Genomic DNA, 16546 nt, shown 5'->3' with positions numbered 1-16546 from the left:
GGACAAGTCATTTTGTTCCGGCCTTTTTGTGCGCTTAATATTTAGTAAATCATTACATTAAATAAACATTAGAATAAATTTTATGTAAAAATAATCATTAGCTAACAATAAATAATTGCGTATTTAAAGTACTAATGCTATTATGTCAAAGTAATATCTAAATCATATTATATTTAATTTCATTGTAGTTAAATATCATTTTGTAAAAATTTTATATTAATGTTTAATAATACTGATAGTTATTAATTTTTTATTAAGAATTAATGGTAACAGCGCAAACTTGTGGTCAAGTTGGCGCTGGTTTTTAGCTTTTGGAGGAATAACAAGCAATGAAAAAGATACTGCCGAATAGTAAATTTAAGCGTAATGTGGGGATCATGATTTGTGCTGTAGGAATTTTACTAGCCGTTAGCGGCGTGCTTGTCCAAGCGGACCAACAGCTAAATTTAAGTCCGCCCACTCCTCCGACTAGTAAAGCAACGGGTGAAGATTTGACTAAGGTGTTGTTGGCGCCACCACCTATTGCAGACACACAAAATCCCCGGATTCAAACGAGTTCGACTTCTGCTTTGTTACGGGACGGAGATGATTCTTTTCCACTGGTGGAAACCAACGGCGTGCAACGTTATTCAGACGAAGATATTCCGGCCGCCAACACGGTTTATGTCAGCAATTCGGATGAATTTGTCAACGCGATTTACCAGTGCGATCAGGCTGTAGATGCGTATAATGCGGCTCATCCCGGTGCTAACAAAACGAATACGACTTTAGATATCGGGGCACAGTCGAACTATAATTCCCCGGTGTATGGTAGCGGTGGTTCGATCGGTCAAAGAGGACAGACTTCTAAGGTGGAAAAAATCGTTTTGACTAAGGACATTACCGTTGATAATCATTTTTTAGCAGCTAATAATCTAACGGGCAATGGCCACGGTGATGCTAGTCCGTCACCAGTCGTCGACACTTATTTTGATATCGGAGCCTACGTCAGACATGCAGGTGATCACCTGGTCATCGACGGTGGCTATACCGATGCTAACGGGCAAAAGCAACGACATACTTTGAACATGAGCGGTTATACCATGATCGACTTAAACGATGATGATACTTGGTTGTTTGAAAACTTGCGGGTATTAGGTACTAACTGGGTCGGGGTCCCGCTGGGAGCGACGAACTATGCCCAAAGTGCAGAACCTGGTAAAAATACTACGGCGATTTACCAAGATCTGGATTTTTGGGGCTCACAGATGTCTTATTCGTATTCTAATAGTAATTTTCACGTGGTCATGGCTGGCGATGATCACATTCATGGAGTCCCATATACAATTTATCCCGATCATAAATACGATGCTAGTAAACCTAATAATCAAGGCGATAGTTATGATATGCATCCGACCCAAGGGACTAGCCGAGTTGATACCGCGTTAACTGACCAGAATGGCGCGAAATTTTGGGGTCAGGAGTTAATGGAGGTCAACGACGTTCATTTTCTGAAGGGAACGCGTTCGGAAATGGAAAATTGGAGTGGTATTTGTATCAACTTGTTCACCAGTGGCGAAGGTTTGCGCTTTGATGATGATGCACACGTGTTATTACGCCCGCACGGCGATCAGTCCGAAAATTCCAATAATGGTGCGCCTAATGACTATGTTGCTTCTGGGATCAGTATGTCTTATTCGGGAGCCTCAACTTATCTGGGTAACAACGCTCACGTGACGATTTTGTGTGACACCGACCCGGTTACTTTAAACGCACCGATCGATCCCAGCGTTGACGCCAACCCGTATTCGGGGTATCCGAGTTCTTGGAGCCAGCACGTGACAACTAACAAAACGACTGGCAAGTTAGACTTTAGTTTTATGCCGCAAGCAAGTAGTGATCCGACTGACCCTAATCAGTATACGGTCAGTCAAGCGGGGCTGCCCAATACGGGTACTGCGTATTTAACCGATAAGTTTGCGATCACGCCGATCTACTATAACAACAAAAACGGGACCAATTCTTATTACGATTGGACTAAGGTGCAACCCTGTGTAGCCTTGCGTTCCGCTACCGGTGCGGTTTTAAACGTCAAAAACGATATCAATGGAAAAGCGACGCACGGGTCGACCTTTAAATTTGAAAGTAAGGGCGGACCGATCGTAGAAGACCGCCCGTTAGTCGATTTAGGTGGCGCGCAGGCTTATTTAGGTGATAATGATTTTGAGGTCCATTCGCAGGACCTGGGTAATTACGGGGGCAACCTGATGGACTTAGGCAGCGGTGGCTTGATCGAAGTGGGTAAGGATATGAACGCCACCCAAGACGATATGGCAGACGGAATCGATAAAAAGCAAAATAACCGGGAAGGGGTTTTCAGGATTTCTGGTGACGGAACTAACCCTAATAAAAACTTGCTGCATATCGCGGGCAATTACACCACCGATTTCACGGATGCAGCTCATCCGGCTAAAACAACGGTCAACCCGAATATCATTTTGAACGATTCTAAATTAGTCGAATTGAATCTGACGAATCACGCTGATATTAATCATTTTAATACGGCGGCGGATTTTGCCGATGATGCCGGTCAAGCGCAAAATTATAGCGCGACGCCGGACGCTGCTGTTGATGACGCGACTAAAGAAAAAAATGAGATCGATGACGCTAATACCCCGGACAGTGTGACGGCGGGGGCTGATCCTTACGCTAAAGGACACATCGTTTCCGGAACTTCTGGCGGCGTGCGGGCGATTGAAGTCGGGATCAACGCCGAAGGTTGGGGAGCTAAGCCGATCACTTCTTGGTCCCAGGACGCCGATGATCCGACTAAACCGATCGTCGTTGGTAAGTTTGGCAGCGATAAGTATCCGGACGTCGTTAAGTTAGCCGATATTGGTTTTACCGGTAACGGAACGATTTATACCACGCATACTAACCTGCATACTTCACGGGAAGGAATCGAAGAGATCGTCGGTCAGATCATTAAAATGGTGCCTAATCCTACGGCTGATACGGGTGGTTCCGGTAGTGAAAGCTCGCTGCGTAACGCGGTCGAATTTAAGCATTTAGTGTTTGAGGGTAATCATCCCGGTAAGGTGAAACTAGACCAAGATCCGACCGCAGAAATTACGCCCCTTAACCCGACGATCAAGGGGAAAGTTTACGACGACGATGAACCCGACGGCGTTTCCGATCATAGTACGGTAGTCGTGTTGTCGTCTAGTACGGGCGATGTAGCCGTTAAGGATGCGTTGAATAGTAAAGCGGCTAAGGATCCTAATGAAAGTAGTGTCCCGGTAGCTGGTCAAACCGGTGGTTTTCCTGAAATGTATGCCTTAGTCAATCGTAGTAAGGGAATGCTGATCAACAATAGCGTAGATCCAGGAATGAACGGGACGCCGATCATGTATAATGGCTTTCAACAGGATAATCCGACACCGGGCGGAGGCTTGGTCTATGATTTTGTACCCTTTAAACCTGGTGATATCTATGGTGTTTGGAACGGAATTGATCCGGGCACGCTTCCCGGCAAGGCCGATTTAAGCAAATATAAGGCGCCCGACGGAACGGGTGTCGATACTTCGACTGCCAGTTACTTTTACCCCGAAGACATTCCGGGACACGAAAAGTATTTTGACCGGGTCAATGATAGTGGCAATACCGGTGGAACCTTTAAGGAAACGCTCACGCCCGCAGAGTTGGACTTATTTACCGATACTAACGGTGGAGTCAACCAAATCCAAGTGACGGGGTATCATGATTACTTGGACACCGATACTAAAAGTGTTAACGTGCGTCCGTTTGGCTTACAGTGGAACACCGATGGTAAAAATAAGGGGCAAGACAGTCGCAGCCGAGAAGGGGAAACTAACAGGGAGATCCCGTTTGAATTACCTGAAATGGACGTGCAAGACGTGGCTAAACAGGATGCGGCGCACACCCAAGCGACGCTTTATGTCAAAAGAAACGGTGGCACGCCAGTCAGTTTAGGAAAATTCAGTGTGGGAACGACCGGCGGTAAGTATCATATTAATTCCGGGACGGCACACATGTTAAACGACGTGGCTTTAAGCGGAGCGCTAGTCAATCATGGTGGTAGCGATAATGACTTCGAGCTGTACGCTAAAGATTATCAGGGCAACGTTTCGAATTCGATCAAATTGCACTTAGATATTAAGTATACGGGAGGCTATAATGGCGACTTGCACCTCTTTACTGACGGGGGCAGTGAGTGGACCAGTGATTCGGTTTATCCGGGAGATTATCACGTGACGGAAAAATTTGTCGATGCCAGCACGAACGGCAACACGGATAAAAGCTTTACCTATCAGCGCGGGCAGCTAGGCAAGCTGAGTGCCGGTGTAATCACCGCCGATACTGACTTAGCACAATATACGGGAGATGCTACGTTATCTTTGCGTGATGCAAACGGTAATCAGGTCGGTCAGCCGTACGTGGCACCGCCCGGACAGCACCGTTACGTTCCTAGCGATTTTAGTTTGAGTACCCCAGATTTTAGTGGCGTGAAAGAAATCGATGCTGATAGTCCGGTTACCCTGTACAGTGGTAAGGACAGTGCTACTGAGTTGAACGCCGCGGATATCACCGTCGGCAAGGGCGACTTGAAGATCACGGATAGTGGCGATAAAGAATTTGCGGCTAAAGCTGAAAATAAAACGCTCAAACGCCGGTTATTGCTGAATCCTGATTCTTCACCGACCAACCATAATGGCGGAATGCCATTTATCCCGGATGATGCTAATTCTCAGTTAGGTGGAAATGGCAGCGGACAGTCGAGCACTGCTGGAGTAATGCAGTTTGACTACGTTTCTCCGTTTAATTTCACCCAGAAACTGAATAGTAAAAACCAACCGGTTGGCGGCAACAAGGTTTCTTACCCGAGTGTGGGACAGTTAGCGCAGAATTTTTCCGTACCGATGGAGCTGGGTAAGACGCTTGTCGACGGTAAATTATCGGCAACTAACGGCTACGATAATAGTAAGAATAAAAAAGCCAATGTTACCGTGAAGACGCCGAACTTTTTGCAGTTTTCCGATGATAGTGGTAAGAGTGGCGAATGGACTTTGACGGTCACTCAAGGACAGCAATTCACCGAGGTCGGAGGGACGCACCAACTGGACGGCGCGCAACTCAGTTTGCACGATGAAGGAGTCAATTCGGCGGGGAATAATCAATTCATTCCTAACGATGAAAGTGACATGAACATTTTACCGGAAAATCAGGGAACAACGACTGCGACTAAGTTAGGAAGTGTTGCTTCTGACGGCTACGGTACGTGGCAGATCTATTTTGGCAAACTGGGTAAGACAACGGGACAGGCTGTCCGGTTGTATATTCCGGGTGGTGTCGGCGTGAAAAACGCGACGTTTAAAACCGAGCTGACGTGGACGCTGTCAAATACGGTGGCAAATGATTAAGCTGTGAGACAAGCTGCGAAGTCAGCCGCTCAGCAACTGAGGACTAGCCTAGACCAGCAAAAAAGCCTGAACTTGGATTTTTTTGTTGGGCGTAGCTAGACACAAGTTGTTGGTTGACGGAGCGCAATTAAGCTAAGCTGCGGAAGCTGGCGGTTAGCAGGTAAAAATATAGGGGTAACGATGAAAGAGACTGGGACAAAACTTTGTTTTGTCCCAGCCTCTTTTTGCAGCTGCGTAAAATTGTTTAGTGGTGCAACTGTTATTTTGAGATGCTGCTTCCTTTTGTAAACGCTTATTAATATTTTTTGAAATATATTTTAATGGTAAATTATAAATACATGATAAATAAATTAAAGATAAAGCTTTGCTATATCAAACAAAATTTATGTTAATTAATCAGATTGGGTAATTTAACTAACTATTTATTAGTTTTATTTTCCTTGAAATATCAGCAAAAGACAACTTATTTAATTTAATATAGCCGATAATTAGTTTATTTTAATTAAAATAATAATGTTTGACGATAGGTATTTACTGGATATAGAATATAAACATATAAATAAAGTATCAATAGTTACATTAAAATATCTAATTACTAGCAAGCAACTTTGACGGTAATTTATTTCAATTATGCGAGGAGAAAATTAGATGAGTAAAAATAATGGAGACGCGAAGTTACATTACAAAATGTATAAATCAGGCAAGCACTGGGTCTTTGCTTCGTTGGCTGTGATGTCATTTGGCATCAGCACGTGGTTTAGCGAAAATGTGCACGCTGATACGACTAATACCGCTGAAGATACCGATCTTGAAACTCAGGACCAAAATAGTGCACAAGTTCAGCAGGGACAGTCCGGGTTGAAATTCACGACTGCAGATGAAGTTAACAATGCGCAACCGGCTGACACTACAAGTGCTGGGCAAGTTACTACGAAAGATACTGCGACTCAACCGGCTACTACTAGTCAGGATCAAGCTGGTAGCACACAGCCAGAAGCACCTGCAGCTACAACTGCTTTGCAGTCGACTGCGGCTTCAACGACACCGGAAAACGAAAATGACCAAACGCCAGCGCAGCCGGAAGCACCGGCTCAACTGACTACCGAGCAGACCACTGCGCCGGCACAGTTACCAAAGCAAGTAACGACTAGTCCGGCGGCTGATCCGGCAACCAAGCAGCAGGATGCGCCTAAGAATGCAGCACCAAGTAACGCTGCTGTCTTAGATGATTTGACAGAACACGATGCTACTTGGCTCAGTCAGACGACTAACGATACAGTTGCCGTTTATAATTGGGCGGAATACGTAGCGGCTCTGAAAAATTCACACATTCAAACGATCAATATCGCAAGTGATATTGCAAGCGATGGTGGCGAGATGGGCTTTTATATCGCAGATCGGGGGGCCAACACTAGGTTGACGATTCAGTCGAGTGCGGGAAAACGTCATAGCCTGAATTACAGCAATAGTGACGCCGCAATCAATTGGCCACAGGGAAGTAATGATTTTTATTTAACCTTTAAAGACCTAGATCTGTACAGTGTGTCGTGGTACGGAATGTTGAAAACCGATGGTGGTAATGACGCCTTAGTTAGAGATGTTACTTTTGAAAATGTGAACTACACCGGCTCACAAATGTTATACGCCGGGACTAACACTAAAGTGCATTTTAAGGGTAACAACACCGCTAATATTAAATTGACTTACAGCGTTAACGGTGAAACCTATACGACTCAAGATAACGGACGCCAGCAGATCTTTCAGTTTACGTCACCTAATTGTCAGTTGATTTTTGAGAGTGGTTCAACATTTACTGGAGCTTCTTATACCGGACACGTGATTGAAATGCAAGGTGATAATAACCAAGTGGTCGTTAAAAACGGCGCGACGGTTAATTTGAATCCGGGAGGCAACGCTGCTAGTAATTCAAGCGCCAATAATACCGAAGATTACGGTAAACCGGTGGGAATTTACGTTAGTGGTTCCGGCAGTGTGGAAGTCGACGGGGGCACGTTAAACATCAACGTGGGCCAAAATAGCACCACGCCCGACGGCGCCCAGGCGATGGCCGTGGCGTTGAGTGGCAGCAATTCAAGTATTTTAGTCCACAATGGTGGCCAGTTTAGGATCGTCACCAGCGGTGATATTAGTACGGCTGGTGGTAACGATGGTTATGCTAATACTTTAGTCTACGATGGTGGTTCGCTGACGATCGATGAAGGTTCCCAATTTACCGTTACTGGTGACCAGATGGGCGCTTATAGCGGCACTTTGGTAGTCATCAAAGGTAATGCTTCCATAACGGGTGGAACGTTTAAGATTCAATTAACGGGTGATGCTGGCAATGGCAACTCAACTTTACTGGACGTGGCCAGCAGCTCTAACGTGGAGATCGATAACCCGACGGACTTTTTATTGGATGTTGGTGCCAACAGTAACGCTAAAATCGTTTCTAATAATAACTTTACGATCAACCAGGTGCGGCTCAAACACCCAGACGGCTCGGAATCGGGCGCTTACCAAGAAATGCAATTTCACGGTAATAATGACGGGACGCTGACTTTGACTAACGTGGTTGCTGCCGCCCAACAAGATGAAACCGACGCTAAAGACCGCATCGACGGGCAACAAGTCGGACGTTTAGAGTTTTTGGCTGCTAATGCGGGGGGCTTTTTAAACATTGACCCGGCCGATTTACACGTCACGACTAACGCGGATGGCTCCAAAACGGTTACCGGCTATACTGACCAAGCCGATGCGTATATCGATGCCATTATCAATGGTCAAAATTACAACGACCAAGTTGTTGGTGGCGGCATTGACAGCCCGTATTGGCGTGACCGCGATGCTGGTAAGAAATACGCCGCTAAAGCTAGTCACACCGCATCTGCTAACGGGAAATACCAGTTTAGCTTTACGCTGCCAAGCGATTTGCTTATTCAAAATAATTGGGGACAAGGCACTCAAGTCGGTGTGACTCCGAATAAAAACTTCGTTGGACCCAAAGATCCTGCAGATTATCCGGTCAAAACGACTTTGATCGAAGACTTGCAACAAGCTCGTCAGCGTATCGAACAAGAAATCAATGCGGCCGCCCAAACTGCACTGGATCAATTAACGGATAGCAAAGTTTCCAATTATCAGGACTACTACGATGCGATCAACGCTGCAAAAGAACAGGCTTTGAGCGCTCTTGGTACGGCAACTACTCCTGATGATGCGGCACAAATCGAAACGAATGCCGTTAGTTCATTTAACGATGACGTGGCTAAATATAATGCCAGCGCAGCGATCGATCAGTTAGCTCAAAAAGCCCGGGATAACGGTGGGAGTGCCGCGATCGCTCAGGCTCAACAACAAGCGCTGGATGCAATCAAAAATGCTAGCGGTCAAGATGCGATCGCTACGGCTCAACAAAATGGTGCAGCTGCGATTTTGGCACAGTTTAAACAAGACGCTAAAACTAATGTTAATAATACCGCCGCTAGTGCTGACCAGACGATTGCTCAAAGTGCCATGAACGCGACGCAACAACAAGCTTACAAGCAACGAATTGACCAACAACGTAACGCCGCAACTGGCGCTCAAGGCACGCTTGACCAAGCAACAACGGTCGCCGAGGTGGTGTCTGCCATGCAAAATGCCAACCAGCAGTTAGCCGATACTAATGCGCGGGTTCAAGCAGCGGCGCAATTACAACAGTACCAAGATCAGGTCAGCGATCCGACCCACCCATTTCCGGGAATGGAAGATGTAAGTCAAACTTACCAAGATCAGCTCATGGATTCCAACACGCCGGTGAGTGATTTAGCGGGAATCGTAACTGCGGGCAAACAAGCACTCCAAAATAAGGTCGCCGAGTATAAAAAGCAGGCTAAAAAGCAAATCACGACGCAACTGGACCAGTTAAATACCCAGTTGGCTCAGTTGGGCTTGACTGAGCAACAATTGGCACAGTTAGGGGTGCCGAGTGCACAGCAACTCGAAAATGCAATCGACGCTACCAATAGTAAAAACACAGTTGACCAACAAGTGCAACAGTTTAAAAACCAGCTGACTGATTTGAACGCTCAGGTCAGTGCGGTTCAAAAATTACAGCAAGAAGCAGCAGATCAGAAAACCAAGTATCCGGATCAAGCTGCGGCTATCGACCAAGCGTTGGATACAGCAGTGAGCGCTGTTGTGCAGCAAACGAGTGCCACTGCAACGACTGACGCGCAAAGTGCAGGTTTGGTTGCGATCGACAAACCGGGCGCTAAACAAGAGCTCGCCCAAAAAGCGCAAGACGTTAAAAATCAGCTGGATAATTACCGGGCGCAAGGATTAAGTGCCCAACAGATCAGTGACTTGCAAAATGCGGCGGACCAATTATTGACGACAGCGACTACGGGTTACGATGACCAGATAGACGCTGCGACAACTGCAGGTGCGCTCACGAGTTTGGTGACTGACGGGAAAGCCGATTTACAAAAATTATTGGACCAAGCAGCACTACTGGCGGCTAAAAATACTGCTACTAATGACTTGCAACAAAGTGCGGCTAATGCGTTACAACAGATTGCTGCTCAGTTGGGCACGGGCTCTGCTGACGAGCAAAACTTGGCTGCGCAGTTGAGTCAACAGATCAATAGCGCGGTGCAACAGGCCGACCAAGATATTAATGATGCAACTGATCAAGCCGGGATAACTGCGGCAGCTGCTACGGCCCAAAAAGCAATTGCTGCGGCGCTACAACAGTCGCAAACGGGAGCTGACACTGCCGCATTACAACAGCAAAAAGACCAGGTCAACCAGGAAATTGCTGCAGGCGCACAGGCTGCAATTGCGCACATTAACGACTTACCGGCTGCGCAGTTGAGTGCGGCGGATAAACAAAAATACGTGCAACAGATCAACCAGCAAAAACAAAGTGCGTTAAATGATGTTGCTAATACTACGGGTGTTGCGGGTAGCTCAGAACTGACGGATGCGTTGGCCGGAATTGTAACGCAGGCTAAACAAGATTTTAACCAAACACAGGTGCAGGCTGACTTAGCGGCGGCTAAAGCGCAGGCGGTAGCTGATTTGAACCAAGAATACCAGTTAGATCAGCAAAAAATCGCCGCGTTAGATCCGCAACCGGATAACGCCGCAGATTTAAACGACCAGCTAGCTAGTTTGTATCAAACGAGCGTTGATAAGATCAATGCCGCTACTGACCTGACTGCTGCCAATAATGCGGAGCAAACGGGGAGCGCAGCGCTGGACCAAGTGGTAAATGAGGCTCAAAACGCAAGTGCTAACGTAGCGTTGACGCAGGCTAAAGACAGCGCACGAACTGATTTGACGGACCAAGCTAGTCGCATCAAAGAAAGTATCGCTAACGATAAAAACCTGTCACCGAGTCAAAAAGAAAAGTATCAAAATCAGGTAGATCAGGAATTGGAGCAGGCTGACTTAGCGATCGCAGGGGCTAAAGACGTCGATAAAGTAACGGCTGCTAACAACGCGGGCCGTGATCAACTCAACGCTATTCAAGGCGCTGCCGATTTACAAGATAGTAAAGAAGAAGCGCTCAAGGAATTGCAGGATGCAGCGGATCAGGCTGATCAGACGATCGACAATTTACCGGATACCAGTTTTAGCACGAACGATAAAGCTAGGTTGCGCAACCGGATCAAGCAAGAATACAATCAGGCTAAAGAGCAGGTCAACGCGGCTCAAACTAGCGACCAGATCGGCCAGCAACGCGATACGGGAATTACCAATATCCAAGCCGTGACGGCGTTTAGTGACCGGTTTAATTCGGCCAAACAAACGGCTAAAGATGAATTGGACCAAACGGCTCAGCAAACTAAAGACCGAATCGATCAGTCATCTTTGACTGCGGAACAAAAAGACGCCGCGAAAGCAAAAGTCGACACGGCGCTGGCTGCGGCTAAGGCAAACGTTGATAATGCCCAATTGCCAACCGATCAGACTGGAATTAATGATGCATTAAATAATATCAACACGATTAAAAAACAGGGCCAACAAGAGATCGCTAATGCCGGAGATCAGCATATTTTGGCGGATGAAAAAGCTAACGCGTTAGCTGAATTACAACAAACGGCCGCTGCGATTAACAAACAGCTCGCCGATTCTGATTTGACGGACGCTCAAAAACAGGCGGCTCAAAGTAAGGTTGATACTGAATTAAGTAATGCCAGCCAAAAAATTAACGCTGCCACAGACGAAGATGGGATCACCACCGCGCAAAAAGCCGGAGTTGATCAGATCAATAAAGTCGTGACAGACGCTAATTTACAACACGCTAAGGACACGGCTAAACAAGAACTACAAGAAGCGGCAACGGCTGCTGGTGAACAACTCAGCGCTGCGGGAGTGGACCCGAATAGTGCGGAATACCAACAGGCACTGGCTGCGATCACCAATTCGCTAGTCCCAGTGGCCAATGACCAGATAGATAGTGCTACAAACACGCAAGACGTTACTGCGCTAAAAGATCAAGCGCGCACGGATATTGCTAATGCCATTAAAAACGCACAGAGCACGGCGTTAAATAATGCTAAAAGTGCTGCAATCGACAGTTTAGATGAAGAATTAACTAGTGTGCTACAAACGATTGCTAAAACACCGGGACTGACGACCCAACAAGTAACGGATGCTCAGCAACAAGCACAAAAGCAACACGATAATGCAGTCGCCCAAATCAACGGGGCAACTGCGGTGACGGCTATTTCGCCGCTAGAATTAGCGGGTAAAACGGCGATAGCTGATGCTTTAAGCGCCGCTAATTTGCAGGCTGCTAAAAATGTTGCGCAACAACAACTGACGGATGCAGCGGCTAAAGCCAAAGACGCGGTCCAAAAATTGTTAGCTGACGGAAAAATTGCTAAGCAAACCGCCGATTATGTCTTAGCAGAAATCACTAGTGCCGCTGCAGATGCGCAAACGGCAGTTGCTGCTGCTACCACGACTGCGGCTGTGACTCAGGCTAAAAATGACGGCTTAAATGCGCTCGCTAATTTACAAAATACGGCGACAAGCGCTGCCGTGACGCACCAGCAACAACAGGCAAAAGAAAAATTGGCCGCTGCGGGGCAGAAACTGAAAGACCAAATCGCGCAAGACGTTAAGGACGGTCAGTTGGATACCACCGTTCAAGATCAGCTTGACGCACAAATTGATCAGTTAGTGGCTGCGGCTCAAAATAAAATCGACCAGGTTAAATTACCGCAAGATCCGACACAGCTGGATAGCGTGCTGGAACAAATCGACCAGTTGGAACAAAACGGTGAGGCAACGCTGGGGACAGTTGACAGTTCGCGGGAACTGGAAATAACGCGTAACCGTGATTTGCAAGAGTTACAAGACGCAGCTGATGAAGCTAAAACTGCCATTGATCAGTTAGACGAGATCGCGCCCGCACAAAAAGAACAAATGAAAGACCAAATCGAATCTCAGCGCAGTCAGGCGGCTCAAAAAATCACCGGTGCCGCTAATGCGACAACGATGAACCAGGCTAAAGACGCTGGTAAAGATGCCATCTCTCATTTAGGGGCACAGTTTGCGGCTAAACAACAGGCAATTTCACAGTTAAAAGGTGTAGCACAAACGGCCAAGGAAGGTTTACAAGACTTAGACTTAGCTGGTAATCAATTACAAGCAGGCAATAGCGCCATTGATGCTGCGCTTCAAACTGCTATTAACCAGGTTTACGCAACCACCGACCAGGCAGGACTCGACCTGATCGTGCACAGCGACCAGCAACTAAGCGGCACGGGAGTGGATGCAATCAACAATGCGGCGTTAGCTAGCCAGCTGCAAGCCCAGCAAAATCAACAGGTTAAAGCGCTCAATGCGACAGCCGCTGACGCGATAACGGCAATCGACAGTAATGATTTGTTATCCGCTGCGGAAAAACAAGAACTCAAAGACCAGGTTGAATCGCAACGCCAACAGGCGATCAAAAACATCAACGGCGTTACTTTGCCGGCAAATGCGACGCCAGCACAACTAGCGAGTGCTACTACCCAGGTAAGTCAGGCAAACCAGGCTGGTACAACAGCAATCAACCAGATTTTAAGTGCGGCTAAAGACCAAGCCTTAGCTAAATATAAAATCGCTGCAGTCGGTGCGTTAAATACGTTATCTCAGACCGTCAAAGATGAGTTAGGGAAGTTTGCGGGGTTGAATGGTCAACAACAAGCAGCTTACCAACAACAAATCGACCAGTTGGTAACTAGCTGGACCACGCAGATCATGAATGCCGCTTCTGCAAGCGACGTTGACCAGGATTTGAGTACGGCTAATGCTCAGTTCAATGATTTACTGGGCGATAGCGAACTGACGGGGCAAAAAGGCCAGGCGTTGGATCGATTACTGGACAAATACAACAAAGTCGTTGCAGTGCTCAACGACTCGTATCTACCAAATGATGTTAAACAACAAGCCTTGGCGGCGGCACAGAATACGTATGATGCAGGTCAACAGGCGATCGAAAATGCGACCGAAGATCCTGCTAGAATTGCCGCAGCTGCTGGTGATTTGATCGACCGGGTAATACAAGATCAGACCGAACCTGCGACTGGCAAAGACTTCTTTACCGCCGAGCAGACGCAGTTAGCCGAATTGCTGAATCAGGCTCAGCAGCAAGCTCAAAATGAGTTAAATGAAGCAACTGACCTGACGGAACAGCAAAAAGAAGAATTTGCCACACAGTTAAGTGATGCGCAACAAAAACTCGCAAGTAAGTTGGCTGACGGTACTATTACTGATATTTCTGCTTTAGATGCGGCTTACCGTGAGGCTTTAAGTGCAATTACTAAGACGGGTTCTCAAGTAACCGTGCAAAATCAGGCCAATCGGGTCAAACAGCAGATCGCAGCCTTGCCTAATGTGGCTGACGCGGCTAAACAGCAAGCTCAACAACAAATTGACCAGCAAGTCCAAGAGACTAACGGACAACTGGAATGGAACGTGTTGCCAGCAGCTGACACTACTGGTGAAACATTCCAGCAAATCGCCAACGACGGCATCGCTAAGATCAACCAGCAACTGGCACAGCTGCAACAGGAAGCCCAAAATGCGGTAACGCAGGCTAAACAACAGGCGCAAGACCAGTTGGCAGACTTTTACCAAACGGCTAAACAGCAGTTGCAAGGGCAGTTTGGTGCAACGCAAACCGCACAGTTGGATGCGGCTTATCAAAAGGCACAGCAACAAATTGAGCAGTTAACTGATACTGCCAGCGTGACGGACGTGGCAGCTGAGCAATTAGCCGGGTTGAAACAACTCGCACAAGCAACGGTGCAGGATGCTACCAGTGCGGTAAATACGCAGATCGACCAGGCCGTTGCGGCTGGTAAGTATGAACCAGCAGTCGGGGATGTTTTACACGACTTAGTTACACAGTTGAGCACTGCTGCACTATCAACTGACGGGGCATTAGCTCATAGCCAAGATGGTGCTGGTGTAACGACGGCTAAAGACGCAGCACTGGAACAGTTGATGAGCGTGATCGCACCGGATAATGTCGCTAACGTGCAACAACAATTAAAAGGCCAGCAAGCACAAAAAGATTTGCAGGTTGCTAAGGACCAAGCACTAAAAGATTTGGAAAGTAAGCACCAGCTAGCATTAGCTTCCTATTCTGCTTTGAATATGAGTGGCATGGATCCGGAGACGTTGGCCGAGTTGCTAAGAGACATTAACGACAAATATGATGCTGCTAAACAGCAGATCAATTCGGCCACCACGCAAAACGATGTTGCCAGCGCTAAAAATCAGGGCGAAAAAGATTTAACTACCCTAACTACTAAGGGCAACTCACTGACTGCGCTGCAAGATTCTTATAACGAAACGGTCACGGGGATCAACGGGGCTGACCTGAGCGCTGAGCAAAAAGAAGTGCTGAAAAATAAAGCCCAAGACCTGTTAAATAGCGGTAAGAAACAGCTCGCAGGAATTGATGCGCAGGATCCTCAAGCAGATACTGCGTTAACTGCCGCCGCAGATCTAGGCAGCAGTCGGCTAGCTGCACTGCAAGAATTGCAGGATAAAGCGCAAGAAGTGCGTGGCAAAATTAACGCCAACACTGATTTGACACCGCAGCAACGCCAGGATTTTGACGGACAGTTGCAACGAGTCTTGACTGATGCGTTAGGACAGGTCGCAGCCGCAACGACCACGCAACAAGTTACGACTGCTAAGGAACAAGGCAAACAAAAACTAGCTGCGCTCTTGCAACAAAGTATCGCGACTGGTAACGCTAATCACAATACGACTAGTGAAACCCCGGTCACCCCAGCAACTGGTGGTGACACGACTGGCGAGCAAGTACCGCAGTTGCCGGCAGACACGCAACCTAGTGTCGTTGATCCGGATGACGGTACTGAAAAAGTAGATCCGCAGCCACCAGTTTTGTCAGTTCCGACTCCTAACCAAGCTGATAACACGCAAGTAACACCAGCTGTTTCGCCTAATGCGCAAGGCGATCCAGACGATGCACAAGCGGCTAAATTACCGGTTACGAGTGCGAGTGTCTTGCCGCAAACTGGTGAACGGCAAACGCCATTTAGTGTGTTACTCGGTTTATTACTGACGATCTTTTCTCTTGGATTATTACGTAAGAAAAAAGAAATAACTGAAAAACGCGATTAAGTCCATTGCTTACGGAAATTAAAAAGCGGGACCGGGACAAATTTTGTCTCGGTCCCGTTTTTTAGTTATTGTCATCAGGCTACTAAAAAATACCATTGGTAGTATAATGAAAGCAAAAATTAGGAGGATAGGTATGACGACTAAAGCAAACGAAAAACGAATTCAAATTAAAGTAGATGCCAATTTGAAAGCTGATGTTGATCAAATACTAGACTCTTTAGGACTGAATCAGACGACATTGATCACTGCTTTATATAAACGAGTTGCAGCTTCAGGTGGGATTCCCTTTGATTTACAGTTAACTAAACGCGAGCGGGCAACTAATCGCTTGTTAGCAGCTACTAGTCAATTGCCAGTGCTTGATTTAACCACTGACGATGAAGCGTTAGAACGGTGGCTGAATGAAGAATGACTCAGTTAAAGCCTAATGATATTATCCTTGCGTTCGTAACATTTGTTGAGGGAACGGGAGGAAAAACTCG

The 16546-nt window shown here is 46.9% G+C and carries 3 protein-coding genes; all 3 read left to right on the top strand.

The features are described from left to right. The first annotated feature begins 329 nt into the window (after positions 1-329). The 3 genes from ACSYSK_RS08590 to ACSYSK_RS08580 all read left to right on the top strand — a co-directional run bounded on the left by ACSYSK_RS08590 (position 330) and on the right by ACSYSK_RS08580 (position 16476). Positions 330-5420, top strand: coding sequence for a WxL domain-containing protein (locus ACSYSK_RS08590; protein WP_491714724.1), 5091 nt, complete (start codon positions 330-332; stop codon positions 5418-5420). A gap of 648 nt (positions 5421-6068) precedes the next feature. Then, positions 6069-16064, top strand: coding sequence for a DUF1542 domain-containing protein (locus ACSYSK_RS08585; RefSeq protein ID WP_491714723.1), 9996 nt, complete (start codon positions 6069-6071; stop codon positions 16062-16064). A 133-nt stretch (positions 16065-16197) separates the two neighbouring features. Continuing rightward, positions 16198-16476 (top strand): type II toxin-antitoxin system RelB/DinJ family antitoxin, encoded by a 279-nt coding sequence (locus ACSYSK_RS08580; protein WP_491714722.1) that lies wholly within the window; start codon positions 16198-16200, stop codon positions 16474-16476. Positions 16477-16546 lie beyond the last annotated feature (70 nt).

Source organism: Ligilactobacillus sp. ESL1201 (genome assembly GCF_058503265.1).
Note: the sequence above shows the minus strand (reverse complement) of the source record. Positions and strands in the feature narration are given on the sequence as shown.

What these genes read in the sequence shown, in the direction of transcription:
- ACSYSK_RS08590 (WP_491714724.1), top strand. Translation starts at nt 330, where the DNA reads ATGAAAAAGATACTGCCGAATAGTAAATTTAAGCGTAATGTGGGGATC.
- ACSYSK_RS08585 (WP_491714723.1), top strand. Translation starts at nt 6,069, where the DNA reads ATGAGTAAAAATAATGGAGACGCGAAGTTACATTACAAAATGTATAAA.
- ACSYSK_RS08580 (WP_491714722.1), top strand. Translation starts at nt 16,198, where the DNA reads ATGACGACTAAAGCAAACGAAAAACGAATTCAAATTAAAGTAGATGCC.